Raw genomic sequence first — 24,108 nt, 5'->3', positions numbered from 1 at the left:
CGGGGGCAGGGGGTGTGGGGTGGTCGTCCATAGGGTGCGCCCGCGAAGGGCGCGGCGGCGATGGTAACAAACCCGGGCGGGGGCCGCGTCCACGCCGCGCCGACGTCGCCAGGGCCGGCCCGGGGCCGCGACTACCCGCAGGTGTCAGCAAACAGTCATAATTCCGCCCCAGTGCCGTCCTCCCCGCGACGGCGGGAAGCGCGTTGCATGTTTTCGTTGCAGACCATCTTCGGTTCCGGCAAGCAGTTCTACACCCTGCTCGACGAGGCGGCACAGGCCGCCTACGACAGCACCAAGGCCCTGCACGCGATGATGCGCGAGTCCGACCGGCAGCCGGCGCTGGACGGCTTCAAGCTGGCGCGCCTGCGCGAGCGCGCGGCCTCCGACAAGATCGGCCAGGCGCTGGTGGACAGCTTCATGACCCCGATCGAGCGCGAGGACATCGAGGCGCTGGGCTCGGCCCTGTACAAGATTCCCAAGCAGGTGGAGAAGTTCGCCGATCGCTATTCGCTGGCGATCCAGCACTTGGAGCACATCGATTTCGCGCCGCGCTCGGCGATGCTGGAGCAGGCCGCGGCGGTGGTCGTGGAGATGGTCCACGACCTGCGCCACATGAACCTGGACCGGATGAGTGCGCTCAACGACAAGCTGCGCTCGCTGGAGAACGAGGCCGACCGGCTGATGCTGGAGCTGTACCGCGACATCTACTCCGGGCGCCTGGACAACCTGCAGATGTTCCTGCTCAAGGAGTTCTTCGAAATCCTGGAGAAGGCCATCGACCGTTGCCGCGAGGCCGGCGTGGTGGTCTACCAGATCGTGCTGAAGAACTCCTGATGGACGCGCTGCGGAGTTGCTGCCTGCGCGGCCGTGGCGCCCTGCGCGCGCCGGCCGCCGCCGCCGCGTGCGTGGAGGCGCGCCGATGCTGACCCTGGTCCTGATCGTGATCCTGGCGGCGCTGGTGTTCGAGTTCATCAACGGCTTCCACGACACCGCCAACTCGATCGCCACGGTGGTCGCCACCAAGGTGCTCAGCCCCGGCTGGGCGGTGATGCTGGCCGCGGCGATGAACCTGGTCGGCGCGCTGACCGGCACCGCCGTGGCGATGACCATCGCCTCCGGCCTGCTCAACACCGACGTGGTCGCGGTGACCCCGCAGGTGGTGCTGTGCGCGCTGCTCGGCGGCATCGTCTGGAACTTGATCACCTGGTGGAAGGGCCTGCCGTCCTCGTCCTCGCATGCGTTGATCGGCGGCCTGTGCGGCGCCGGCCTGGCTGCCGCGCACAACGACTGGGGCGCGCTGATCTGGTCGCAGAACCTCGGCGACTGGGCCAAGAACAAGGGCCTGCTGTGGAAGGTGTTCGTGCCGATGGTCACCTCGCCGATCGCCGGCTTCCTGCTCGGCATCGCGGTGATGCTGTTGCTGTGGGCGGCGATCGCCGGCCTGGCCAAGCTGGGCGGCCCGCTCGGGCGGCTGGCGCGGCCGCGCTGGGTCAATGCCTTCTTCGGCAAGGCGCAGATCGCCTCGGCCGCGTACATGGGCTATGCGCACGGCCACAACGACGCACAGAAGACCATGGGCATCATCGCCATGACCCTGATCGGCGCGCAGAGCACCGGCGCCCTGGACGAACTGCCGTCGTGGCTGGCGTTCCTGCATCCCGACGCCAGCCAGGGGCAGGGCATCGCCACCTGGATCGTGCTGACCTGCGCGGTGGTGATGGCCGCCGGCACCGCCTCCGGCGGCTGGAAGATCATCAAGACCCTGGGCCACAAGATGGTCAAGCTGCATCCGATCCATGGCTTCGCCGCGGAGACCAGCTCGGCCACGATCCTGACCCTGGCCGCGCACTTCGGCATGCCGGTGTCCACCACCCACAGCATCTCCACCGCGATCATGGGCGTGGGCTTCGCCAAGAACCCGCGCTCGCTGCGCTTCGGCGTCATCGAACGCATCGTCTGGGCCTGGATCCTGACGATCCCGGCCGCTGCCGGCGTGGCGTATCTGATTTTCCGCGGATTCGCCTTGGCTGGGTGGGTGTGAGTGAGCCGGGAATCGGGAGTGGGGAAACGGGAATCGTAAAAGCATAGATTTCCCGCGAACGGTGACGATGTCGCCCTCCGAAAGGAATCTGGATACGTCTTACGTCCTCTTGTCGCAACGAGTGTTGCCTGCGTGGCGACGTCGCGTAGCCAAGTAACTCCATCGCGATAGCACTCCCGAACCACGCAGGTCGGGGTATTGTCTCGACGAATGGGGAGCCGCTTTTGCGATTCCCCATTCCCAATTCCCCATTCCCATCAATTCGCCCGATACATCGCCATCACGTCCTGACGCAGCGCGCGCTGGCTGTCGGCGCGGTTGTAGAACATGTGGCCGCCGGGGTAGTTCTTGACCTGCACGCGGGTCGGGTCGTTGCCCATCACCGGCATCTGGTCCACAGTCAGCACCGAGCCCATGAACGGGCACGACAGGTCGTTCCAGCCGTGCACGATCAGCACGCGCAGCTTCGGGTCGATCGCCACCGACTGGCGCAACTGCGTCACCGAACCCTTGCGCAGTTCGTCGTCCCAGTCCCACAGCCGGTTCACGTCGTAGTTCAGCGCCTCGTAGCGGGCGTCGACCTTCCAGCCGACCACGCGGGTCACGAAATCGACCATCGCGGTGGTGGTGGGGGCGATGATGCTGTCCAGCAGCGGGTCGTTGGCGCGCTGCTCGGGGGCGTTGGGGAACGGGTCGAAGGCGGTGACGTTGGAGTCGTAGCGGCTGCCCAGTTCGCCCTTGTCGCGGAACACCTCGCGCAGGTAGGCCTGGGTCTCCAGGCGGCCGCCGGCGCGGCGCACGAAGGCCGGGTCCAGGCCGGTCATCGCGGTCACCTGCTGGATCATGCGGGTGGTGCCGGCCGGGTCGGAGCGCCCGCGCAGCAGCGCGGTGACGTAGTCGCCGCGGGTGTAGTCGATCACCTGGCGCATCGCTTCCGGGGTCAGCTTGCCCTCGCGTTCCAGGCGTGCGGCGGTGATCGACGGCAGGGTCAGCATCCACGGCAGCGGCGAGACGTCGCCGTTGTCGTCCAGGGTCGGGTTCAGATACGGCGAGACCAGGACCACGCCGTTCATCGCCACGCCGAGCTTGGTCTGCAGGTAGTGGGTGATGCGCGGGCCGCGGAAGCCGCCGTAGCTCTCGCCGACCAGGTACTTGCGCGACTGCAGGCGCTGGTTCTTCAGCAGCCAGTCGTAGATGGTGCGCGAGAGGTACTCGATGTCGGCCTGCGGGTTGTAGAACTGCTTCTTGGCCTGCTCGTCGGGGATACGCGAGCGGCTGAAGCCGGTACCGACCGGGTCGATGAACACCAGGTCGGTGAAGTCCAGCCAGGTGCCGGGGTTGTCGCGCAGCTGCGCCGGCGCCGAGGCGCTGTCGCCCTCGCTGCCGAACGCCACCACCTTCGGCCCGATCGCGCCCAGGTTGAGGTACACCGAGGCCGCGCCGGGGCCGCCGTTGAGCGCGAAGGTGACCGGACGGTCCTTGCCGTCCATGGTGTAGGCGGTATAGACCACGTCGGCGACGACCTTGCCCTGCTTGTCCTTCACCGGCAGCGTGCCGACCTTGACCGTGTAGCGCAGGGTGCGGCCGTCGAGCTGGGTGGATTGGCTGGTCTGCGCGTCGGCCGGCAGCGGCGCCGGTTCGGCGGCGGCGGGCTTGTCGCCCTTGTCGGCATTGCCCGCATCGGCATCGGCGGCCAGCGCCGCGGTCATCGGCATCGCCGCCAGCAGCACGGCCAGCAGCACGGAAGGGAAGGTCGGCACGGACGGTCGCTCGCAGGAAGGGAGCCGGCATGCTAGGCCGCGGCGTCGGCGCGGCGGATGTGCACAAAGCCATGGTCGGTGGCGGCGCGGCCTAGGGCGTGTCACCCATCCCCGAGTATGCCGCGTTGGGTCTGGCAGGCGCGTTGCCGGCGTTGCGTGGCGCAGCGCCTGACTGGCCGTCAGGTCAAGCCGCGCGGCGCCGGCAGCGCGCCTGCCAGGCCCAACCCGAAGGGCCGCGGTTGCGCGCGCCCGTGGCCGCGTCATCGCTCGGGCGTGGACGGACGTCCACTTCCTCGCTCTTCCTTGCCACAGGCACGCGCAATCGCGGCGCGGCATGCTCGGGGATGGGTGACACGCCCTAGTCATGCCGGTTCATCGGCGCTGGCTACAATCGCCGGTCCGTCCCGTGTCCGGTCCGTTGCGCATGCCCGTCCTTCGTTTTCGCCTGCCGCTAAGCCTGTTCCTGGCGGTGTTGCTGGCCGGCTGCGCCAGCGTGCCAGCGCCGCCGTCCGTGGCCGAGTCGCCGGCGGCGCACGATCCGCATGCCCACGATCGCCAGCGCCTGTGGCGGCTGTTGAGCACGCGCTGCCTGCCGCAGGCGCGCGCCGGCGCCGATCCGGCCCCTTGCAGCGAAGTGCATGCCGAGCCAGGCCAACGCTATGCCTTGATGAAGGACCTGCGCGGCGACTACCAGTACCTGCTGATTCCGACGGTGCCGGTGAGCGGGATCGAAGATCCGCGCGCGCGTGCCGCCGGCGCGCCGAACTGGCTGGGCCTGGCCTGGCAGGCGCGCACCCGGGTCGAGCGGTTGTTGAACCGGCCGCTGCCGCGCGAACTGACCAGCCTGACGATCAACCCGCCCTCGGCGCGTTCGCAGGACCAGTTGCATGTCCATATCGATTGCCTGGCGCCGCAGGTGCGCGACCAGTTGCAGGCGATGCAGGCGTCGATCGGCCCTACCTGGGCGCCGTTGCCGCAGCCGTTGCACGGTCACGCCTATCGGGCGATGCGCGTGGAGGGCGAAGAACTGGATGCGAATCCGCTGACGCTGCTGGCGCGCAGCCTGCCGCCGCAGCAGAGCATGGTGCACCAGACCCTGGCGGTGGTCGGCGCGGAGTTCGATGGCCGTCCCGGCTTCGTGCTGCTGGCCGCCACCGCGCTTCCCGGCGATGGGGTCGGTGCGGAGGAACTGCAGGATCACGACTGTACCGGCGTGGTGCCGGCGGCGCCTGCGCGTGGCTGAGGGCCCAGGCGGCGTCAATGTCGCGCAGGCAGCTGACGGCATCCGCCGGTCGTGCGGCGCGCAGGCAGGGATGTTGTGGGAGGGACTTCAGTCCCGACGGCATGATGCCCCGGCATCTGCCTGCTTCGCGCGTCGCGACTGAGGTCGCTTCCACACGATGCTTTCGGGAGCAGTCACAACCCGCTAGTGCAAACCCGACACGGCTCTCGCCGAGCCGGCCGGAGAAGCGGCATCTGCACGACCGCGCACGCGCTGACTGGAAGCGCCAGCGCGCGCACCCGGCCTCAGACCTCCAGCGACGCCAGGTCGCCCTTGGTCTCCAGCCACTGCTTGCGGTCGCCGGCGCGCTTCTTGGCCAGCAGCATGTCCATCAGCGAGCGGGTCTGGTCGCCGTCGTCCACGGTCAGCTGCACCAGGCGCCGGGTGTCCGGGTGGATGGTGGATTCGCGCAGCTGCTGCGGATTCATCTCGCCCAGGCCCTTGAAGCGGGTGACGCTGACCTGGCCCTTGATCTTCTCGCGTTCGATCTTGTCCAGCAGCGAGCGCTTCTCTTCCTCGTCCAGCGCATAGAACACCTGCTTGCCCACGTCCACGCGGAACAGCGGCGGCATCGCCACGAACACGTGGCCGGCGCGCACCAGGGCGGGGAAGTGGCGCAGGAACAGCGCGGTCAGCAGGGTCGCGATGTGCAGGCCGTCGGAGTCGGCGTCGGCCAGGATCACCACCTTGCCGTAGCGCAGGCCGTCGATCTCCTCCTTGCCGGGATCGCAGCCGATCGCGATCGCCAGGTTGTGCACTTCCTCCGAGGCCAGCACGCTGCCGGAGGCCACTTCCCAGGTGTTGAGGATCTTGCCGCGCAGCGGCAGGATCGCCTGGAAATCCTTGTCGCGGGCCTGCTTGGCGCTGCCGCCCGCCGAGTCGCCCTCGACCAGGAACAGTTCGGTGCGCGAGAGGTCCTGGCTGATGCAGTCGGCCAGCTTGCCCGGCAGCGCCGGACCCTGGGTGACCTTCTTGCGCACGATCTGCTTCTCGGTCTTCAGCCGCGCGCTAGCGCGGTCGATGGCGATCTGCGCGATGCGCGTGCCGGTCTCCACGTTCTGGTTCAGCCACAGGCTGAAGGCATCGTGCGCGGCGCCTTCGATGAAGCCGGCGGCCTGGCGCGAGGACAGGCGTTCCTTGGTCTGGCCGCTGAACTGCGGGTCGGTCATCTTCAGCGAGAGCACGAACGCCACGCGGTCCCACACGTCTTCCGGCGCCAGCTTCACGCCGCGCGGCAGCAGGTTGCGGAAATCGCAGAACTCGCGCAGCGCGTCGGTGAGGCCGCTGCGCAGGCCGTTGACGTGGGTGCCGTGCTGCGCGGTGGGGATCAGGTTGACGTAGCTTTCCTGCACCAGCTCGCCTTCCACCACCCAGGCCACCGCCCAGTCGACGATCTCGCGGTCCTTCTTCAGGCTGCCGACGAACAGCTCGGCCGGCAGCAGCTCGCGCTCGGCCAGTTCGCCGCGCAGGTAGTCGCGCAGGCCGTCCTCGAAATACCAGGTGTCCTGCTCGCCGGTGGCCTCGTCGTGCAGCTTGACGGTCAGGCCGGGGCACAGCACCGCCTTGGCGCGCAGCAGGTGGCGCAGCGCGCGCACCACGAACTTCGGCGTGTCGAAGTACTTCGGATCCGGCCAGAAGCGCAGACGCGTGCCGGTGTTCTTCTTGCCGACGCTGCCGACGATCTCCAGCTTGGAGGCGGCGTGGCCGTCGGCGAAGGCCATGCGGTACTCGTTGCCTTCGCGCTTGATGAACAGTTCCACCCGATTGGATAGCGCATTGACCACGCTGACGCCGACGCCGTGCAGGCCGCCGCTGAAGGTGTAGTTGCGGTCGCTGAACTTGCCGCCGGCATGCAGCCGGGTGAGGATCAGTTCGACGCCGGAGATCTTCTCTTCCGGATGGATGTCCACCGGCATGCCGCGGCCGTCGTCGGACACCTCGCAGCTTCCGTCCTTGTACAGCGTCACCTCGATGTGCCGGGCATGGCCGGCCAGGGCCTCGTCCACGGCGTTGTCGATGACTTCCTGGGCCAGGTGGTTGGGGCGTGCGGTGTCGGTGTACATGCCGGGCCGGCGCTTGACCGGGTCCAGGCCAGAGAGAACTTCGATGTCGGCGGCGTTGTAGCGGGTATTCATGCGTCTCAGCAGGTGGCGCGAAGCAGATCCGGAAGTGTGCGGTCTGCGGCGGTTTTTTGCACGTCGCCGGTGTTCAGGGCGGGTGCGGGGGCTCCACGCTACGCTGGCCCTGGAAAAACCGCGACGTCACCCACATCTTCGTCGCACGTCCCAAAGGAGTCCGCCATGAACGTTCGCAAGCTGTTGACCCTGGCCGCCCTGGTCGCCGCCGCGGTGGCCGTGCCGGTCGCGATGGCCCAGGCGCAGAGCGCCGATCCGGCCGCCTCCGGTGCCGCCGCCTACGAGGCGCAGGTCGCCAAGGAAAAGGCCGAGGCCGACGCCAAGGCCAAGCGCCGCGCCGCCGCGGCCGCCGAGCACAGGGCCGGCAAGGATGCGGCCGCGCCGAAGAAGGAAGAGGAAGAGGAAGCGCGCAAGCCCTGAGCCTGCGCACGGTTTCCTGCACACGACGCCCCGGTCGCCCGGGGCGTCGCTTTTTTGTGGGGCGGCCGTTGCGCAAAAGCGCTTGGGCAAATCCGCTTCACCCGTTAAACTATGGCTTTCCGGGAGGCCTTTGAGCCATGACCCCCCTGATCTTCGTTACCGGCGGCGTAGTGTCCTCGCTTGGCAAGGGCATCGCGGCCGCTTCGCTTGCGTCCATTCTCGAAGCACGTGGCCTGTCGGTCACGATGATGAAGCTGGACCCCTACATCAACGTCGACCCGGGCACGATGAGCCCGTTCCAGCACGGCGAGGTGTACGTCACCGACGACGGCGCCGAGACCGACCTGGACCTGGGGCATTACGAGCGCTTCGTGCGCACGCGCCTGTCGCGCAAGAATTCGGTCACCACCGGGCGCATCTACGAGAACGTGATTCGCAAGGAGCGCCGCGGCGACTACCTCGGCGCCACCGTGCAGGTGATTCCGCACATCACCGACGAGATCCGTCGCTGCGTGGATGAAGCCACCGCCGGCTACGACGTGGCCCTGGTCGAGATCGGCGGCACCGTCGGCGACATCGAGTCGCTGCCGTTCCTGGAGGCGATCCGTCAGGTGCGCACCGAGCGCGGCGCCGAGAAGGCCATGTTCATGCACCTCACCCTGGTGCCGTACATCGCCGCGGCCGGCGAACTGAAGACCAAGCCGACCCAGCATTCGGTCAAGGAACTGCGCTCGATCGGCATCCAGCCGGACGTGCTGCTGTGCCGCTCGGAGCAGGCGATCCCGGATTCGGAGCGGCGCAAGATCGCGCTGTTCACCAACGTCTCCGAGCGCGCGGTGATCAGCGCCGCCGACATCGACGTGCTCTATGGCATGCCGCTGGAGTTGCACCGGCAGGGCCTGGACGAGATCGTCATCGACCAGTTCAAGCTGCGCGACAAGGTCGGCGCGGCCAACCTGTCGGAGTGGGAAGCCGTGGTCGACGCGATCAAGCATCCGCTCGACGAGGTCACCATCGCCGTGGTCGGCAAGTACGTCGACCATCAGGACGCGTACAAGTCGGTCGGCGAGGCGCTCAAGCACGGCGGCCTGCGCCAGCGCACCAAGGTCAACCTGAAGTGGCTGGAAGCGCAGGACCTGGAAGGCAGCGACATGGCGGCCCTGGCCGACGTGGACGGCATCCTGGTGCCGGGTGGCTTCGGCGACCGCGGTTTCGAAGGCAAGGTGCTGACCTCGCGCTACGCCCGCCAGCACGGCGTGCCGTACTTCGGCATCTGCTACGGCATGCAGGCTGCGGTGGTCGACTATGCGCGGCATGTCGCCGGGCTGGACGCGGCCAACAGCACCGAGAACGACCGGCAATCGCCGTACCCGGTGATCGGCCTGATCACCGAATGGCGCACCGCCACTGGCGATGTCGAGAAGCGCGACGAGAAGTCCGACCTCGGCGGCACCATGCGCCTGGGTTTGCAGGAGCAGCGGCTCAAGCCGGGCACGCTGGCGCGCGAGCTGTACGGCAAGGACGTGGTCGCCGAGCGCCATCGCCACCGTTACGAGTTCAACAACCGCTATCGCACCCAGCTCGAGGACGCCGGCCTGGTGATTGCCGCCAAGTCGATGGACGACACCCTGGTGGAGATGGTGGAGTTGCCGCGCGAGACGCATCCGTGGTTCCTGGCCTGCCAGGCGCACCCGGAATTCCTGTCCACGCCGCGCGACGGCCATCCGTTGTTCATTGGCTTCGTGCGCGCCGCGCGCGAGCGCAAGGCCGGCGGCAAGCTGCTCAAGGAAGCCAGGGCGTGACTGCGACCGAGCGCAGCAGCGAGAGCAGGGTCGCGCGCTGGTTCTTTGCGGCGGCGGTGCTGGTGTTTCCTGCGGCCTTGCTGGTCTATTTCTCCTGGCGCAGCAGCACCGGCTTGGCCGATAGCTATGGGATGGGGCTGATGTATTGCCTGATCGCGGCGGTGGGGCTAGCTGCGCCGCTGGCGCTGATCGGCGCACTCATCTGGGCTGCCGGCAGGTTTGGCGGCGGCTCCGTCCCTGCGCCCCTCCCGCGCCCCTCTGAACCTCCGGAAGGTAATCAATGAAGCTCTGTGGATTCGACGTCGGCCTGGACCGGCCGCTGTTCCTGATCGCCGGCCCGTGCGTGATCGAGTCGATGCAACTGCAGCTCGACGTCGCCGGCAGGCTCAAGGAGATCACTGGCCGGCTGGGCATCAACTTCATCTTCAAGTCCAGCTTCGACAAGGCCAACCGCACCTCCGGCACCAGCTTCCGCGGCCCCGGCCTGGAGGAAGGGCTGAAGGTGCTGGAGGCGGTGAAGACCCAGATCGGCGTGCCGGTGCTGACCGACGTGCACGAATACACGCCGATGCACGAGGTGGCGGCGGTGGTGGATGTGCTGCAGACCCCGGCGTTCCTGGTGCGGCAGACCGATTTCATCAAGAACGTGTGCGCCGCCGGCAAGCCGGTCAACATCAAGAAGGGCCAGTTCCTGTCGCCGTGGGACATGAAGCCGGTGGTGGAGAAGGCCAAGTCCACCGGCAACGAGCAGATCATGGTCTGCGAGCGCGGCGCCAGCTTCGGCTACAACAACCTGGTCAGCGACATGCGCTCGCTGAGCGTGATGCGCGAGACCGGCTGCCCGGTGGTGTTCGATGCCACCCATTCGGTGCAGTTGCCGGGCGGGCAGGGCGGCAGTTCCGGCGGCCAGCGCGAGTTCGTGCCGGTGCTGGCGCGCGCGGCGGTGGCCGTGGGCGTCGCCGGCGTGTTCGCCGAGACCCATCCGGACCCGTCCAAGGCACTGTCCGACGGCCCCAATGCGTGGCCGCTGGATCAGATGGAAGCGCTGCTGGAAACGCTGATGGAACTGGACGCGGTGACCAAGAAACACGGGTTCTCGCGCTTCGCGTGAGGCGTGCGCCGCCGCCGCTGCGGCTGTGCCGATCCTGGCCGGGTGCGGGCTGCCGGGTGTTCGTCGCCTTCTCGGAGCCTCGGCGATGACCGCACCCGAGCGGGCCGGCGCCTGGCCTTGGGGGCTGTGTGCCTTGTTGTTGTCGTTGCTGGCGTGGGCGGCGCTGGTCGTGGCGCTGTTCGCCTTCTCCAGTGGGATTGGCACGCCCAGCCACGGCGATCATTTCCTGGCCATGCTGTTCTGGATGGTGATCGCCCTGCTGGTAGTGGCAGTGGCTGCGGTGGGCGCGACGATCGCCGCCGCGCTGAGTTGGACGCAGCGCCGCGGCCGCCTCCTGGCCGGCATCGCCGGCGGCCTGCTGCTGGCGATGCTGGTCTTGATCCTGCTCTTCCTCAGCGGAATCCCGCTGGGCCTGATGGGCGCCGGCTGAGGCGGCATTTGGCAAGGAACCGGCGGCCGGGGATAATCAGCCGGCATTCGTTTCCGCCCCCTCTTCCTACAGGTAACCGGCCCGCCCATGAGTACGATCCGCAGCATCCACGCCCGTGAAATCCTCGACAGCCGCGGCAATCCCACGCTGGAAGCCGATGTCATCCTGGAGGACGGTTCGTTCGGTCGTGCCGCGGTACCCTCGGGCGCGTCCACCGGCACCAAGGAAGCGGTCGAGCTGCGCGACGGCGACAAGACCCGCTACCTGGGCAAGGGCGTGCGCAAGGCGGTGGAGAACGTCAACACCACCATCGCCAGCGCGCTGAAGGGCTTCGACGCCGCCGACCAGCAGGGCCTGGACCGCCGCCTGATCGACCTGGACGGCACCGAGAACAAGGGCCGCCTGGGCGCCAACGCGCTGCTCGGCGTCTCGCTGGCCAACGCCCATGCCGTTGCCGCCTCGCGCAAGCAGCCGCTGTGGCAGTCGCTGGCCGCGGGCAACACCGCCAACCTGGCGCTGCCGGTGCCGATGATGAACATCATCAACGGCGGCGCGCATGCCGACAACAACGTCGATTTCCAGGAGTTCATGGTGCTGCCGGTCGGCGCCGCCTCGTTCTCCGAGGCGCTGCGCGCCGGCACCGAGATCTTCCACGCGCTGAAGTCGGTGCTGAAGGGCCACGGCCTGTCCACCGCGGTCGGCGACGAGGGCGGCTTCGCCCCGGACTTCCGCAGCAACGTGGAAGCGCTGGACACCATCCTGGAAGCGATCGGCAAGGCCGGCTACACCGCTGGCGAGGACGTGCTGCTGGGCCTGGACGTGGCCTCGAGCGAGTTCTACGACAACGGCAAGTACCACCTGGTGGGCGAGGGCAAGCGCCTGACCAGCGAGCAGTTCGTCGACTTCCTCGCCGACTGGGCCGCGCAGTATCCGATCGTCAGCATCGAGGACGGCCTGGCCGAGGACGACTGGGCCGGCTGGAAGCTGCTCACCGATCGCATCGGCAGCAAGGTGCAACTGGTCGGCGACGACCTGTTCGTGACCAACCCGAAGATCTTCAAGCAGGGCATCGAGTCCGGCACCGCCAACGCGATCCTGATCAAGGTCAACCAGATCGGCACCCTGACCGAGACCCTGGAAGCCATCGCCATGGCCGACAAGGCCGGCTACGCAGCCATCGTCTCGCACCGTTCCGGCGAGACCGAGGACACCACCATCGCCGACATCGCCGTGGCCACCACCGCCACCCAGATCAAGACCGGCTCGCTGTGCCGCAGCGATCGCGTGGCCAAGTACAACCAGCTGCTGCGCATCGAGGAAGCGCTCGGCAGCGCCGCGCGCTACGCCGGGCGCGACGCGTTCGTCTCGCTCAAGCGATAAGCCGTGCGCAACTGGCGCTGGCTGCTGCTGGTGCTGGCGGGACTGCTGGCGTGGCTGCAGTACCGTTTCTGGCTCGGCCCGGGCAATTCCGGCGAAGTGCTGGTGCTCGAAAGTCAGGTCGAGCACCAGAAGCGCGACAACGAAGGTCTGCAGCAACGCAACGCCGCGCTCGCCGCCGAGGTCAAGGACCTCAAGGACGGCGAGGCGGCGATCGAGGAGCGCGCGCGTAGCGAACTGGGCATGATCAAACCGGGCGAAAAGTTCTACCGCGTGGTCGAGAACGCGCCGGTGTCGACCGCGCCGGCCGGCACGGCAGCCGGCGCGCAGCCGGCGCCTGTGACGCCGGCGCCGGGCGAGCAGCCCTGATGGCCACCGTCTGGGCCGTGGTCCCGGCGGCTGGCCGCGGCACCCGTTTCGGCGGCGCCACGCCCAAGCAGTACCTGCAGGCGGGCGGGCGCCCGTTGCTGGCGCATGCCTTGGAAGCGCTGCTGGCGCATCCGGCGGTGGCCGGGGCGATGGTGGCGCTGGGCGTGGACGATGCACAGTGGCCGGGTTGGACCGAACTGGCTGGCAAGCCGGTCCTGACCTGCCTGGGCGCCGGCAGCCGTGCCGGCTCGGTGCTGGCCGCGTTGCATGCCTTGCCGGAGTCGGTGAAGGCGGACGACTTTGTGCTGGTGCACGATGCGGCGCGGCCGAACCTGGCGCTGGCCGACCTGGACCGGCTGCTGGAGGCGGGGCGCGGCGATCCGGTCGGCGCGATCCTGGCCGCGCCGGTGCGCGACACGCTCAAGCGCGCTGGCGACGACGGCGGCATCGATGGCACCGAACCGCGCGAGCGCCTGTGGCGCGCGCTGACCCCGCAACTGTTCCGGCGCATGCAACTGAGCCGGGCCCTGGAGCAGGCGGCCGCGGCCGGGGTCGAGGTCACCGACGACGCGATGGCGATGGAGTTGCTGGGGCTGCGGCCGCTGCTGGTCGAGGGCGCCGAAGACAATTTCAAGGTCACCACACCGGCCGACCTGGCGCGTTTCGAGTTCGAACTGTTCCAGCGCGCGCGGCAGTCGTGATGCGCCTGGCGTCGGATGCGGCCGCCGTGGCGCGGCGCGTGCTCCGTCCTTTTTCATTTTTCGTGGGATGTCTCCATGCCAATGTCTGAACTTCCCCGCATCCGCATCGGCCAGGGCTACGACGTCCACGCCTTCGGCGAGGGCGACCACATCATGCTCGGCGGCGTGCGCGTGGCGCACGAGCGCGGCGTACTGGCCCACAGCGACGGCGACGTGGTGATCCACGCCCTGTGCGACGCCTTGCTCGGCGCGCTGGCGCTGGGCGACATCGGCCAGCATTTTCCCCCGTCCGATCCGCGCTGGAAGGGCGCCGACAGTGCGCAGTTTCTCGATCACTGCGTCGGCCTGCTGCACGCGCGCGGCTGGCGCCTGGGCAATGCCGACATCACCGTGATCTGCGAACGGCCCAAGGTCGGCCCGCATGCGCAGGCAATGCGCGAGCGCCTGGCGGCGCTGCTGCAGGTCGAACTGGACTGCGTGAGCGTCAAGGCCACCACCAGCGAGAGGCTCGGCTTCACCGGCCGTGGCGAAGGCATTGCGGCGCAGGCCGTGGCCCTGCTGGTGGCGCTGTGAGCGAGTTGCCGCGTGCGTTCGGCGCCGCGCCGTTGCAGGCGCGCATGCGCAGCACCGCCGAGGATTTCCAGGTCGACGAACTGCCCGCATTCGCGCCCAGCGGCGAGGGCGAGCACCTGCTGCTGACCGTGCGCAAGCGCGGCATGAACACCGCCTTCGCCGCGCGCCGCCTGGCGCAGTGGGCGGGGGTGGCGGAACTGGCGATCGGCTACGCCGGCATGAAGGACCGCCATGCGGTCACCACCCAGCGCTTCTCGGTGCATCTGCCCAAGCGCGTGGCGCCGGCGCTGGACAGCCTGCAGGACGCGGATCTGCAGGTGCTGGAAGCGCACTGGCACAACCGCAAGTTGCCGCGTGGCGCGCTGGCCGGCAACGGCTTCGTGCTGGTGTTGCGCGAGGTGCGCGGCGAGCGCAGCGCGATCGAGGCGCGGCTGGCGCAGATCGCCGCGCGCGGCATTCCCAACTGGTTCGGCGAGCAACGGTTCGGCCGCGATGGCGGCAACGTCGGCGCCGCGCTGGCGATGTTCGGCGGCCGCCGCGTGCGCCGCGAGCAGCGCTCGCTGCTGCTGTCGGCGGCCCGTTCGGAGCTGTTCAACCGGGTGCTGGCCGCCCGCGTGGCCGCCGGCAACTGGGACAGTGCGCTGGAGGGCGAAGTGTGGATGCTCGACGGCAGCCGCAGCGTGTTCGGTCCGGAGCCGTGGTCGGAGGCGCTGGCCGAACGCTTGCAGCGCTTCGACATCCATCCGTCCGCGCCGCTGTGGGGCGCCGGCGAGCTGCGCAGCTCCGAGGCGGCGCGTGCGCTGGAACTGGCGGTGCTGGACGAGGCGGTCGCGCAGCGTCTGCGCGACGGCCTGGAGCGCGAGGGCCTGAAGCAGGAGCGGCGAGCGACCCGCCTGCGCGTGGCCGACCTGCAATGGCGCTGGCTGGACGGGCAGGACGACGCGCTGGAACTGCGCTTCGCACTGCCGCCGGGCAGCTACGCCACGGCACTGCTGCACGAACTCGGCCAGGTCGAAGAGGCGCCGCAGGCCTCCACCGAGGCCTGAGCGCGGCCGACGCCTGCCGCGTCGGTCGCGACAACGCGCGCTAGAACCGATAGGTGCCGGTCAGCAACAGGCTGCGGCCGTCCGGCAGCGGCACGAAGGTCTCGTCGAACTCGTCGGCGTACAGTCGCCGATCGAAGACGTTGCGCATGCCCACGGTCACGCCCCAGGTCTCGGTGCGATAGGACACGTTCGCGTCCACGCTGGCCTGCCCGGGAATCTTGAAATAGCCGCCGGCCAGGCGGCGGCCGACGGTGTGATCGCGCGCCAGGATGCCGCCGGCCACGCCCCAGCCGCTCCAGCGGCTGTCCTGGAACTGGTAGCTGCTCCACAGGGTGAAGCGGGTGCGCGGCACGCCGAGGGTCGGCGTACCGTCGCGCCGGCCGATGCGGGCCAGCGCCAGGCTGCTGCTCAGTTCCAGGCCGGGGGCGAGGGCGCCGACGAAGTCGAGATCCAGCCCGTGGTTGCTCTGGCTGTCGATCGGTCTGGCGAAGTACGACGGATGCGCCAGCACCAGGTCGAAGCTGCGGTCGACGGTGATCTGGTAGTAGGCGGCGCTGAGCCGCGCCCGGTGCTCGAACAGATCGATCTTCGCCCCCACCTCCACTTGCCGCGACAACGCGGGCGGCAATGGCCGGCCGTTCTTGCCGAGCACGGCGCTCGGCGCAAAGCCGTTCATGGTGCTGGCGTACAGCGACGCCTCCGGGGTCAGCTTGTAGACCACGCCGACGTTGGGCACCCAGCGGCGCCGGCGCAACTGGCGCAGTTTGCCCTTGGCGTCGTAGCTGGAAATCTCGTACGCCGAGCGGCGCAGCGCCAGCAGTACGTCCCAGCGTTCGCCCATGCTGATCTGGTCCTGCAGCAGGATGCCGCTCCGGCTCGACCACGGGCTGCCGGGGTAATGCAGAATCCCGCGCCGCGAATGCGGCCAGTGCACCGGACCCAGCCGCTCGTCGCCGAACACGTCGTAGCGGTTGCGGTGCATGCGGATGAAGTAATCGCTGCTGCCCAGCCGCGCGCGCGTGTAATCCAGGCCCAGGGTCACAGTCTGCCGCAGCGGTCCGTCGCCGAAGCTGCCGACCAGGTCGTTCTGGATGGTGTAGTACGCCGTCGTATTGCGGTACGCCTCGGCATAGGCGCGCACGGCGCCCTTCGGCGAAGGCGACAGCATGCCCCAGTTGCGCGCGTCGATCGCCTGGGTCACGTACTGGCCGCGGCTGCGCAGTTGCCAGCGGTCGCTGAGCCGCTGATCGAACAGGTAATAGGCGCGCTGGGTGCGGTAGGCGGTGTGGTCCTGTGCGTTGCCCAGCCGCAAGCTCCTGGGCGTCATCGCCGACACGCGGTTGCGCAGCAGCAGGGCATGGTCGGCGGCCGGCTGCCGATCGGTCACGCGCTGCACGCCGAGCACCAGGCGGTTGTCGTCTCCCTGCCAGGCGATGGACGGCGCCAGGTAGGCGGCATTGCGCGGGCCGTAGCCTTGCGCCGTGGAATCGGCATGCTGGCCGGAGACGACGAGCCGATAGCTCAGCGGCGTGGCGCCGATCGGTCCGGTCGCATCGAGCCCGGCCTGCACGTCGCCGCGCTCGCCGAGGACGTAGCTCAGTTCGCGCTTCGGTGTGCGCAGCGGTTGCTTGGTGACGACGTTGATCAGTCCGCTCATGTCGCCGCCGTTGCTGTCGCCGAGGATCGATTCCGGGCCCTTGAGCACTTCGACCCGCTCCACGCCGATCATCGGCGGGTAGCCGCCGAGGCCGACGAAGCTGTTCGGCATCCCGTCGGTCATGCCGTTGCCGGTGTAGATGCCGCGGATCTTGAACAGCGGCGCGCGCAACGGATTTTCGATCTGCTGCACGCTGGCCACGTTGCGCAGGGCGTCGGCGACGGTGCGCACCTGTTGCGAGGTCAGCAGATGCGGAGCGACCACGTTCACCGACTGCGGCACGGCGATGGAATCGGCGGCGTAACGCAGCGCGTCGCTGGCATAGGCTGGCACGTCGCCCATGGCGTGCTCGGTCAGCGCCGCGGCGTCGACCTGTTCCAGCAGCTTGGCTGGCGCGCCGGCGCGGTGCGCATCGGCGACATCCGCAGGATCGACCGGCGCCGTGGCGGCGGGGGTGACCGCCACCGTGTTCGCATCGAGCATGCGGTACGCGAGGCCACTCGATTGCAGCAGGCGTTGCAGCGCCGCGTCCGGGGTGAACATGCCTTGCAGCCCGTCGCTGCGCATCCCGGCCAGGGTCGGGCTGGCGGTCAGCACCTGCATGTTGGCCTGCTTGCCGTACGCGATCAGCGCCGTGGACAGCGCCTGCGGCGGGATCGAGAACCCGATCTGCCGTGCGTCGGGCGCGAGTGGCACGGCGAGGGCAGGGGGGCAGGGTGCGAGCTGCAATGCCAGGCTGCCGCAGATGATCAGTCGCCTCAGCCCACGCACTGCCCGTCGCCCCCCAGCGGAAGCGCGAATTATGCCACGCGCGGCGACGTCGACGCGGGGGCGCCCGCCGCCCCTAAGCCCGGGCGGCGCGCGGTATCGCCTAACGGCGGCTCAGCACGATCTCGTCCTTTCCCTGGCGCACCCGCAGCGGGAACACCTGCGGCAAGGCCTCGATCCACTGCGCGGTCGCCTGGGTGTCGACGGTGCCGGTGAAGCTCAGTCGTCCAAGCGCCGGGTCGTCCAGGCGCAGTGGCCGGTCGCTGTAGCGGTTGACCCGCGCGATCACCGTGTCCAGTGGCGTATCGACGAACTCCAGCCGGTGATCGCGCCAGGCGGTGGCCTGCGCCACGTCGATCTGGCTGACCTGCAGCGCGGGCTTGGCCGGATCGTAGGACACGCGCTGTCCGGCCACCGCTTCCAGCCCGCCGCTGCCGTCGGCCGGCACCTGCCCGGCGCCGTAGATGCGGACCCGGCCTTCGGTGACCGCGACTTCGACGCGTTCGCCGTCGCGGCTGACGTCGAAGGCGGTGCCCACGTCCAGGATCGACACGCCGCCGGTGTCGACCACGAACGGGCGCCCGGCGTGATGCGCCACGTCGAAGAAGGCCTCGCCGGCGATCAGGTCCACGTGGCGCTGCGCGGCGCTGAAGCGGGTGCTCAGCCGCGAGGCGCCGCCGAGCGCGATTTTCGAGCCGTCCGCCAGCACGATGTCCTGGTGGCGGCTGGTCGCGCTGCTGTAGACCTGGGTGAGCGGCGGCGGGTGCAACTGCCGCCAGGCCAGGGCGCCGCCGAGCGCCAGCACGCCCACGCAGGCCGCGACCTGCAGCGGCCGCCAGCGCGAACGCGGCGGCGCGAACCTGCGCACCACCTCGTCCCGCGTTGCCGCATCGAGCGTCGCCAGGTCGCCGCCGAGCGCATTGATGCGTTCGAACGCCTGCAGATGCCGCGGGTCGGCCTCCGTCCAGTCCAGCCAGCGCGCCACGGTGTCCTCGTTGCTGTCGGGTTCGCGCAGCAGGGCCCACCAGCGCGCGGCGTCGTCGAGGATGTGTTGGTCGATGCCGCTGTCCATTACGGGATCTCCGCTTCGTCGAAGCGTTTGCGGCAATGCGCGAGCGCGTTGGCCACATGGTAGCGGACCATCCGTTCGCTCACGTTCATCGCCTTGGCGATCATGCAGAAGTCCTTGCCTTCGATCACGTGCAGCACGAAGGCGCGGCTGGTCTTTGCGGGAAGTTCCTTCAACGCCCGGGTCAACGCGCGCAGCTGCTCGCTGGCCGTGGCGTGCCGCTCCGGAACCGGCGGGAGCGGCAGATCGTGTTCCGGCAGCTCCACTGCGGCGTTTTCGCGGACCTTGCGCATGCGCAGCCGGTCCACCGCCAGGTTCGAGGCGACATGGAACAGGTAGGCGCGCGGCGATGCCAGCGCGTCGGGACGCTTAAGCGTCACGATGCGCATGTACGCCTCCTGCGCCACGTCCTGCGCGTCCGCCATCGAGCCGAGCTTGCAGTGCAGGAACGCGAGCAGGGCGCGGTGATGTTCCTTGAACAGCGCGTCGACCTGGTGCGCAGGCGCCTGCTCCGGCGACGGCGCGCCCTCGGTGTGCTCGGCCCGGCTCACGACTGCTGATGCTCCTGGAGGGAAGCGGCCGCGGCAGTATAGCCAGGCTCACTGGCCGCCACGCGACGCAGCACCGCAAGCGGCTGGCAGCGCCGCAGCCAGCAAGCCTTCCGCATGCGTCCGCAATGCCTCGCGGCGGCGAAACGCCGCGCGGTGCTGGCTGGGTACATCGGCTGCGGTCTTGCGTGCCGGGGTCAGCGGCAGCGCGAACCAGCCATCGACGATGGGCGTACCGCCCTGCTCGATCCAGAACGCGTCGTAGTCGGACAGGAACACGTCTCGCTTGCGCTGCAGCGGATGCGCGCCATTGCAGACGGCGCGGATCGCGTGCGCGCCGAGGCGCTCGGCGAAGGTGCAGGCCAGGGACAGCATCAGTTGCTTGGGCCGCAGCCCGTGCATCTGCTTGGTCAGCGCGCGCACCACGTCGCGGGCGTCGGCACCCTTGGGGCCCTGCAGGCAACCGATCAGTACCGTCGGATGGGCGTCGTCGCCGGTCACGGTCAGCACCAGGCGATACAGTTCGCGTCCCGCCGCGTCGCTGAGCTGCAACCAGAGCTCGCCTTCGCAGCTCATCGGCGCCGGCGGCAGCAGCGACAGCGTCAGCAGGCTGCCATCGTGCAGCGGCAGCGTCCCCAGGTCCGCCTGGCCTTGCCGGTAGATGGCGTCGAACAACGCGGCCGGCAGGCGCTCGAGCATCAGGCGATAGTGCTGCCGGAGGTGACGCAGCCGCGCCTTGCTACTCCAGCGGGTATTGACGAAGCGGTGCAGGTGGCGCTCGAGCAGGCGTGGGTCGCGCTCGGCGTAGCCGCGCATCCGCGGGTCGCGGCACAGTTCGTCGAGGAAACGCAGATGCGCGGCAGGCATGCGCAGCGAACGCAGCAGGTACTTGGCCGCCTTGATCCCGCGCTGCAGACGGTTGCCGTGCCAGTCGGTACGCCCCTGGAACGAGCCCAGGAACAGCGGCCACCAGCGAACCGGGGCGGCGCTGCCGCTCGGCCGGGGCGGCGTCGCCGGCCGGGCCGGGCGCGCCGACTCGAACGCTGCGGCGCTCGCGGAAACGTCCACCAGATCAGTGGGTTGCAGGAAGAATTCGGTGGTCGCTTCGGTCACGTTCGGCTCGCAGAGGGACGGTGCTCTCTGACAAGACGTTTCAAGAAGCGAAAATTGAAATGGGTCCGCACGCGCGGTGCTCGGCCGCATCCGCGGCGTCCCGGCCTGGCCGGATCTGCGTCGGGCAGGCGACGGGGGGCGTGCGACGGGCGTTCCCGTTCACGCCGGTCGCGGTGAAGCCGCTCTTGCACGCGAATGACAGATCAGTGGGCGATGCCGGATTCGGCGGCGCCACGATCCGGCGCCCTCCACCTCGGCCAGTGCACAGATTCCCGATGGGGCCCGCGAGCCGCGGTGCACGCGGCTGCGGCGCCGCTCAGCGCCGCGCCAGCAGCACCAGCATCGCGCCGGTGCCGCCTTGCGCGGTCGGCGCCGAATGGAAGGCCAGCACGTCGTTGCGCTGGCGCAGCAGGCGGTCCACCAGGTTCTTCAGCAGCGGCACGCCGCCCGATTGCAGGCCCTTGCCGTGCACGATCCGCACGCAGCCGAACTCGTGCGCGTGCGCCTCGGCCAGGAACTGGCGCAGCAGCGTCTCGGCCTGCGCCGCGGTGGCACCGTGCAGGTCCAGTTCGTCCTGGGCCGAAAACTGGCCCTTGCGCAGGCGCTGGAACACCCGCGCCGGCAGATGCTCGCGGCGGTAGCTGGCCACGTCGCCGGCTTCCAGTGGCGTGCTCTGCCGCAGCAATTGCTGGAACTCGCCCTGCGCCTCGGCGTCGTCGCGTTCGGCCATGCGCGCGCGCGGCTTGGGGCGCGGCTTGGCATTGGCCGGCGGCATCGCGTTGAGCGGGGCCACCTTGCCGATGGCCGCGCGGAACAGCGCGGCGGGATCTTCGTCGTCGGAATGCGCCATGCGCACAGCTTAGAGCGTGCGGCGCGGTTTGAGGTGAGCGCGGCGTTGCCGGCAGCGTCTGGCGTGCGGACCACTGCGCTGCGGTCGCACGGTGCGACGCCGCTCCAGTGCGCGGCGCGATGGCCGTCACCGCGGTCGTCGTCGCGCTGTCAGCGACCTGGCAGGGCGCATCCGGTATCATGCCCCCGGTTTTCGAGGAGCACCATGCGCGTATTAGTGAGCAACGACGACGGCGTCGACGCCCCCGGCATCCGCATGCTGGCCGAGCAGTTGCGCGGCGCCGGCCACGAGGTGACGGTGGTCGCACCCGACCGCGACCGGTCCGGCGCCAGCAATTCGCTGACCCTGGATCTGCCGATCCGGCTCAAGCGCATCGACCACTACACCTGCAGCGTCGCCGGCACGCCCACCGACTGCGTGCATCTGGCGCTCACCGGCATGCTGGAGTTCGACCCGGACATCGTGGTCTCCGGCATCAACAATTCCGCCAATCTCGGCGACGACGTGATCTATTCCGGCACCGTCTCGGCGGCGATGGAAGGCCGCTTCCTCGGCCTGCCCGCGGTGGCGGTGTCGCTGGTCAGCCACAACCACGATCCCAGGCATTTCCAGACCGCCGCACGCGCCGCGGTGGAGATCGTGGCCCAGCTCAAGGCCGATCCGCTGCCGGCCGACACCATCCTCAACGTCAACGTGCCCGACCTGCCGTGGCAGGAGATCAAGGGCTTCGAGGTCACCCGGCTCGGCAACCGCCACCGCTCCGAACCGTGCCTGCCGCAGACCGACCCGCGCGGTGGCACCGTGTACTGGATCGGCCCGGCCGGGCGCGAGCAGGACGCCGGTCCCGGTACCGACTTCCACGCGGTACGCACCGGCTTCATCTCGATCACCCCGATCCAGGTCGATCTGACCCGCTATCAGGCATTGGAAAAGGTCGCCAGCTGGGTCGGCGGCCTGACCGCCGCGCTGGGCCGCCTGGCATGACCCCGCGGTTGCGCCTGCAGCCGGAAGTGATCGGCATCGGCATGACCTCGCAGCGCGTGCGCGACCGCCTGGTCGAGCGCCTGCGCGAGGCCGGCATCCGCGACGAGAGCGTGCTCAACGCGGTGCGCACCGTGCCGCGGCATCTGTTCATCGACGAGGCGCTGGCCTCGCGCGCCTACGAGGACACCGCGCTGCCGATCGGCCACGGCCAGACCATCTCGCAACCGTGGGTGGTGGCGCGCATGACCGAGACGGTGCTGGAAGCGGCGCCGAAGAGGGTGCTGGAAGTCGGTACCGGCTCCGGCTACCAGGCGGCCATCCTGGCCGCGCTGGGCCTCGAAGTGCATACCGTCGAGCGCATCGGCGATCTGTTGCGGCAGGCGCGCAAGCGCTTCCGCCAGCTCGGCATGAACGTGCGCAGCAAGCACGACGACGGCCGCATCGGCTGGCCCGAGCATGGCCCGTTCGATGCGATCGTGGTCACGGCGGCGGCGCCGGCGCTGGTCGACGCACTGATCGAACAGTTGGCCCCGGGCGGCTGCCTGGTGGCGCCGGTCGGTGGCCCGTCCGCGCAATCGCTGATCCGCCTGCGCCGCGCCGCCGACGGCCAGATCGAACAAGACGTCCTGGCGCCGGTGACCTTCGTCCCGTTGCTGTCGGGCATGCTGGATTGACTTCCCGGAGCCGCACTGGATGAAGATTTTCGGGCCGTTGTACGAACGCGCCATCGCCTGGTCGCGGCATCGCCGCGCGCCGGCCCTGCTGACCGGTCTCAGTTTCGCCGAGGCCATCGTGTTCCCGGTGCCGCCGGAAGTGATGCTGGCGCCGATGTCGCTGGCGCAGCCGCGGCGCGCGCTGTGGTTCGCCACGTTGAGCCTGCTCGGCTCCCTGGCTGGCGCGGTGATCGGCTACCTGCTCGGCCATTTCGCCTTCGCCGCGGTGCAGCCGCTGATCGAATGGCTCGGTTGGACGCAGAAGATCGACGCGCAGGTGAACCACTTGCGCGAGGTCATCGCCGAGTCGCCGTGGCGTGCGTTCTGGCTGCTGGTGCTGGCCGGCTTCACCCCGATCCCGCTGAAGATATTCACCTGGGCCTCAGGCATCGTCGGAGTGCCGCTGCTACCGTTCCTGGCGAGCATGCTGGTGGGACGCGGCAAGCGCGTGTACCTGGTGGCCGGGGCGATCCGTCTCGGCGGGCCGCGTGCGGAAGCCGCGTTGCGACGCTGGATCGAGCCGCTCGGCTGGGTCGCCTCGGCGATCCTGGCGCTGCTGGTGGTGTGGGTCATATGGAGAGCGAAGGTCGGATGAGCGTGGATCGGGTGGTGCGGAACGGCCTGCGTTGCGGCCTGGGGGTGCTGGTGGCGGTGGCGCTCGGCGCCTGCAGCAGCGCCACGGTGGTGCGCACGCCGGGCGGCGCGCCCGTGCGCGGCACCGCTGCTGCCTCGGCGCCTCGCGTGTCCGTGCCCAAGCCCGGAGTCAGCGCCACCGTTCGGCGCGGCGACACGCTGTACGCGATCGCCCGCGCCAACAACATCACCCCGCAGGACCTGGCCGGCTGGAACGGCCTGCAGCCGCCGTACACCATCTATCCGGGGCAGTCGCTGAAGCTGTATCCGCCGGGTGGGGCAGTCGCCGTGCGGCCCGGTAGCGGCCCGGTGACGCCGCCGGCCTCCGGTGCCGGCGCCGCCGCTCGGCCGCCGTCCGTTCCGGTGCCGGCGCCGGTCAGCAGCGGTTTCCCCTGGCGCTGGCCGGCCGATGGCGTGGTGGTCAGCCGCTTCGTCGGCGGCGAGGCGACCAAGCAGGGCATCGACATCGGCGGCAGCAACGGCGAGGCCGTGCGCGCCGCCGCCGATGGCGTGGTGGTGTATTCCGGCGCCGGCCTGGTCGGCTATGGCGAACTGATCATCGTCAAGCACAACGAACAGTGGCTGTCGGCCTACGGCCACAACCGCAAGCGCCTGGTCAACGAGGGCCAGAACGTCAAGGCCGGCCAGCAGATCGCCGAAATGGGCCACAGCGGCGCGGCGCGCGACATGCTGCACTTCGAGATTCGCTACAACGGCAAGCCGGTC

General features: G+C 69.5%; 24 protein-coding genes. 17 read left to right on the top strand and 7 right to left on the bottom strand.

What is annotated here, in order from left to right:
* Positions 1 to 207 precede the first annotated feature (207 nt).
* Together CEK69_RS09805 and CEK69_RS09800 are read left to right on the top strand one after the other, a co-directional pair.
* Entirely contained in the window at positions 208 to 834 is a 627-nt protein-coding gene (locus tag CEK69_RS09805; protein WP_017911076.1) for a DUF47 family protein, read from the top strand.
* 85 nt (positions 835 to 919) lie between these two features.
* A complete protein-coding gene (locus CEK69_RS09800; RefSeq protein ID WP_152245293.1) occupies positions 920 to 2,041 on the top strand; it encodes an inorganic phosphate transporter in 1,122 nt (373 codons plus the stop codon).
* A 257-nt stretch (positions 2,042 to 2,298) separates the two neighbouring features.
* Here CEK69_RS09800 and CEK69_RS09795 read toward each other — a convergent pair whose 3' ends face one another.
* Positions 2,299 to 3,750 carry a S10 family peptidase gene (locus tag CEK69_RS09795; RefSeq protein WP_226975113.1) on the bottom strand — a complete coding sequence of 484 codons (1,452 nt, stop codon included), beginning with the start codon at positions 3,748 to 3,750 and terminating at the stop codon, positions 2,299 to 2,301.
* A 475-nt stretch (positions 3,751 to 4,225) separates the two neighbouring features.
* On the opposite strand from CEK69_RS09795, the gene CEK69_RS09790 reads away from it, so the two are divergent.
* A complete protein-coding gene (locus CEK69_RS09790; protein WP_226975112.1) occupies positions 4,226 to 5,044 on the top strand; it encodes a CDP-diacylglycerol diphosphatase in 819 nt (272 codons plus the stop codon).
* Positions 5,045 to 5,328: 284 nt separating this feature from the next.
* On the opposite strand, the gene parE is transcribed toward CEK69_RS09790, so the two are convergent.
* The gene (gene parE / locus CEK69_RS09785) at positions 5,329 to 7,218 is read right to left on the bottom strand and encodes a DNA topoisomerase IV subunit B (RefSeq protein ID WP_152245291.1); all 1,890 of its coding nucleotides are present in this window, start codon (positions 7,216 to 7,218) and stop codon (positions 5,329 to 5,331) included.
* Positions 7,219 to 7,383: 165 nt separating this feature from the next.
* On the opposite strand from parE, the gene CEK69_RS09780 reads away from it, so the two are divergent.
* The 10 genes from CEK69_RS09780 (at position 7,384) to truD (ending at position 15,047) form a co-directional block, all read left to right on the top strand.
* Positions 7,384 to 7,638, top strand: coding sequence for a hypothetical protein (locus tag CEK69_RS09780; protein WP_152245289.1), 255 nt, complete (start codon positions 7,384 to 7,386; stop codon positions 7,636 to 7,638).
* Between the two features lie 137 nt (positions 7,639 to 7,775).
* Positions 7,776 to 9,440 carry a CTP synthase gene (locus CEK69_RS09775; protein ID WP_017912623.1) on the top strand — a complete coding sequence of 555 codons (1,665 nt, stop codon included), beginning with the start codon at positions 7,776 to 7,778 and terminating at the stop codon, positions 9,438 to 9,440.
* On the top strand, positions 9,437 to 9,724 hold the full coding sequence (locus CEK69_RS09770) for a hypothetical protein (protein WP_152245287.1): 288 nt from the start codon (positions 9,437 to 9,439) through the stop codon (positions 9,722 to 9,724). Before CEK69_RS09775 ends, CEK69_RS09770 begins: the two co-directional genes overlap by 4 nt.
* Complete coding sequence (gene kdsA, locus CEK69_RS09765) at positions 9,721 to 10,551, top strand: 3-deoxy-8-phosphooctulonate synthase (protein WP_017911068.1); 831 nt, start codon at positions 9,721 to 9,723, stop codon at positions 10,549 to 10,551. Before CEK69_RS09770 ends, kdsA begins: the two co-directional genes overlap by 4 nt.
* Positions 10,552 to 10,636: 85 nt before the next feature.
* Positions 10,637 to 10,981, top strand: coding sequence for a hypothetical protein (locus CEK69_RS09760; RefSeq protein ID WP_026143441.1), 345 nt, complete (start codon positions 10,637 to 10,639; stop codon positions 10,979 to 10,981).
* Between the two features lie 87 nt (positions 10,982 to 11,068).
* Positions 11,069 to 12,361 carry a phosphopyruvate hydratase gene (gene eno, locus CEK69_RS09755; RefSeq protein ID WP_152245285.1) on the top strand — a complete coding sequence of 431 codons (1,293 nt, stop codon included), beginning with the start codon at positions 11,069 to 11,071 and terminating at the stop codon, positions 12,359 to 12,361.
* 3 nt (positions 12,362 to 12,364) lie between these two features.
* On the top strand, positions 12,365 to 12,727 hold the full coding sequence (gene ftsB, locus CEK69_RS09750) for a cell division protein FtsB (RefSeq protein ID WP_043095785.1): 363 nt from the start codon (positions 12,365 to 12,367) through the stop codon (positions 12,725 to 12,727).
* Positions 12,724 to 13,428 carry a 2-C-methyl-D-erythritol 4-phosphate cytidylyltransferase gene (gene ispD, locus CEK69_RS09745; protein ID WP_193313949.1) on the top strand — a complete coding sequence of 235 codons (705 nt, stop codon included), beginning with the start codon at positions 12,724 to 12,726 and terminating at the stop codon, positions 13,426 to 13,428. The genes ftsB and ispD overlap by 4 nt, the downstream gene beginning before the upstream one ends.
* An 81-nt stretch (positions 13,429 to 13,509) precedes the next feature.
* Complete coding sequence (gene ispF, locus CEK69_RS09740) at positions 13,510 to 14,001, top strand: 2-C-methyl-D-erythritol 2,4-cyclodiphosphate synthase (RefSeq protein ID WP_152245283.1); 492 nt, start codon at positions 13,510 to 13,512, stop codon at positions 13,999 to 14,001.
* A complete protein-coding gene (gene truD / locus CEK69_RS09735) occupies positions 13,998 to 15,047 on the top strand; it encodes a tRNA pseudouridine(13) synthase TruD (RefSeq protein ID WP_152245281.1) in 1,050 nt (349 codons plus the stop codon). The genes ispF and truD overlap by 4 nt, the downstream gene beginning before the upstream one ends.
* 40 nt (positions 15,048 to 15,087) lie before the next feature.
* On the opposite strand, the gene CEK69_RS09730 is transcribed toward truD, so the two are convergent.
* The 5 genes from CEK69_RS09730 to CEK69_RS09710 all read right to left on the bottom strand — a co-directional run bounded on the left by CEK69_RS09730 (position 15,088) and on the right by CEK69_RS09710 (position 21,052).
* Positions 15,088 to 17,400, bottom strand: a complete 2,313-nt coding sequence (locus tag CEK69_RS09730; RefSeq protein WP_226975111.1) for a TonB-dependent receptor — start codon at positions 17,398 to 17,400, stop codon at positions 15,088 to 15,090.
* Positions 17,401 to 17,575: 175 nt separating this feature from the next.
* On the bottom strand, positions 17,576 to 18,544 hold the full coding sequence (locus tag CEK69_RS09725) for a FecR domain-containing protein (RefSeq protein ID WP_152245279.1): 969 nt from the start codon (positions 18,542 to 18,544) through the stop codon (positions 17,576 to 17,578).
* Positions 18,544 to 19,092 carry an RNA polymerase sigma factor gene (locus tag CEK69_RS09720; RefSeq protein ID WP_152245277.1) on the bottom strand — a complete coding sequence of 183 codons (549 nt, stop codon included), beginning with the start codon at positions 19,090 to 19,092 and terminating at the stop codon, positions 18,544 to 18,546. Before CEK69_RS09720 ends, CEK69_RS09725 begins: the two co-directional genes overlap by 1 nt.
* Positions 19,093 to 19,140: 48 nt before the next feature.
* Positions 19,141 to 20,202, bottom strand: a complete 1,062-nt coding sequence (locus CEK69_RS09715) for a DUF535 family protein (protein ID WP_152245275.1) — start codon at positions 20,200 to 20,202, stop codon at positions 19,141 to 19,143.
* Between the two features lie 316 nt (positions 20,203 to 20,518).
* Entirely contained in the window at positions 20,519 to 21,052 is a 534-nt protein-coding gene (locus tag CEK69_RS09710; protein ID WP_152245273.1) for a Smr/MutS family protein, read from the bottom strand.
* A 204-nt stretch (positions 21,053 to 21,256) separates the two neighbouring features.
* Between CEK69_RS09710 and surE the strand changes: the two genes are divergently transcribed.
* The 4 genes from surE to CEK69_RS09690 form a co-directional block, all read left to right on the top strand.
* Positions 21,257 to 22,036 carry a 5'/3'-nucleotidase SurE gene (gene surE / locus CEK69_RS09705; RefSeq protein WP_152245271.1) on the top strand — a complete coding sequence of 260 codons (780 nt, stop codon included), beginning with the start codon at positions 21,257 to 21,259 and terminating at the stop codon, positions 22,034 to 22,036.
* Complete coding sequence (locus CEK69_RS09700; protein ID WP_150409699.1) at positions 22,033 to 22,710, top strand: protein-L-isoaspartate(D-aspartate) O-methyltransferase; 678 nt, start codon at positions 22,033 to 22,035, stop codon at positions 22,708 to 22,710. Before surE ends, CEK69_RS09700 begins: the two co-directional genes overlap by 4 nt.
* A 19-nt stretch (positions 22,711 to 22,729) precedes the next feature.
* Complete coding sequence (locus CEK69_RS09695) at positions 22,730 to 23,344, top strand: YqaA family protein (RefSeq protein ID WP_017917495.1); 615 nt, start codon at positions 22,730 to 22,732, stop codon at positions 23,342 to 23,344.
* Positions 23,341 to 24,108: peptidoglycan DD-metalloendopeptidase family protein (locus CEK69_RS09690; protein ID WP_152245269.1), on the top strand; the 768-nt coding region annotated here is incomplete at its 3' end. The genes CEK69_RS09695 and CEK69_RS09690, both read left to right, overlap by 4 nt.

This window comes from Xanthomonas sp. LMG 12462 (assembly GCF_009192885.1).
Taxonomy (GTDB): Bacteria; Pseudomonadota; Gammaproteobacteria; order Xanthomonadales; family Xanthomonadaceae; genus Xanthomonas_A; species Xanthomonas_A sontii.
This window is presented reverse-complemented; position numbering and strand designations above follow the sequence as displayed.

Bases quoted from the DNA above. Each gene is read 5' to 3' on its own strand.
- CEK69_RS09725 (WP_152245279.1), bottom strand. From the start codon at position 18,544: ATGGACAGCGGCATCGACCAACACATCCTCGACGACGCCGCGCGCTGG.
- CEK69_RS09805 (WP_017911076.1), top strand. From the start codon at position 208: ATGTTTTCGTTGCAGACCATCTTCGGTTCCGGCAAGCAGTTCTACACC.
- CEK69_RS09795 (WP_226975113.1), bottom strand. From the start codon at position 3,750: ATGACCGCGGCGCTGGCCGCCGATGCCGATGCGGGCAATGCCGACAAG.
- CEK69_RS09710 (WP_152245273.1), bottom strand. From the start codon at position 21,052: ATGGCGCATTCCGACGACGAAGATCCCGCCGCGCTGTTCCGCGCGGCC.
- CEK69_RS09695 (WP_017917495.1), top strand. From the start codon at position 22,730: ATGAAGATTTTCGGGCCGTTGTACGAACGCGCCATCGCCTGGTCGCGG.
- CEK69_RS09700 (WP_150409699.1), top strand. From the start codon at position 22,033: ATGACCCCGCGGTTGCGCCTGCAGCCGGAAGTGATCGGCATCGGCATG.
- CEK69_RS09775 (WP_017912623.1), top strand. From the start codon at position 7,776: ATGACCCCCCTGATCTTCGTTACCGGCGGCGTAGTGTCCTCGCTTGGC.
- CEK69_RS09760 (WP_026143441.1), top strand. From the start codon at position 10,637: ATGACCGCACCCGAGCGGGCCGGCGCCTGGCCTTGGGGGCTGTGTGCC.
- kdsA (WP_017911068.1), top strand. From the start codon at position 9,721: ATGAAGCTCTGTGGATTCGACGTCGGCCTGGACCGGCCGCTGTTCCTG.
- eno (WP_152245285.1), top strand. From the start codon at position 11,069: ATGAGTACGATCCGCAGCATCCACGCCCGTGAAATCCTCGACAGCCGC.
- CEK69_RS09790 (WP_226975112.1), top strand. From the start codon at position 4,226: ATGCCCGTCCTTCGTTTTCGCCTGCCGCTAAGCCTGTTCCTGGCGGTG.
- parE (WP_152245291.1), bottom strand. From the start codon at position 7,218: ATGAATACCCGCTACAACGCCGCCGACATCGAAGTTCTCTCTGGCCTG.
- CEK69_RS09800 (WP_152245293.1), top strand. From the start codon at position 920: ATGCTGACCCTGGTCCTGATCGTGATCCTGGCGGCGCTGGTGTTCGAG.
- CEK69_RS09780 (WP_152245289.1), top strand. From the start codon at position 7,384: ATGAACGTTCGCAAGCTGTTGACCCTGGCCGCCCTGGTCGCCGCCGCG.
- surE (WP_152245271.1), top strand. From the start codon at position 21,257: ATGCGCGTATTAGTGAGCAACGACGACGGCGTCGACGCCCCCGGCATC.
- ispF (WP_152245283.1), top strand. From the start codon at position 13,510: ATGTCTGAACTTCCCCGCATCCGCATCGGCCAGGGCTACGACGTCCAC.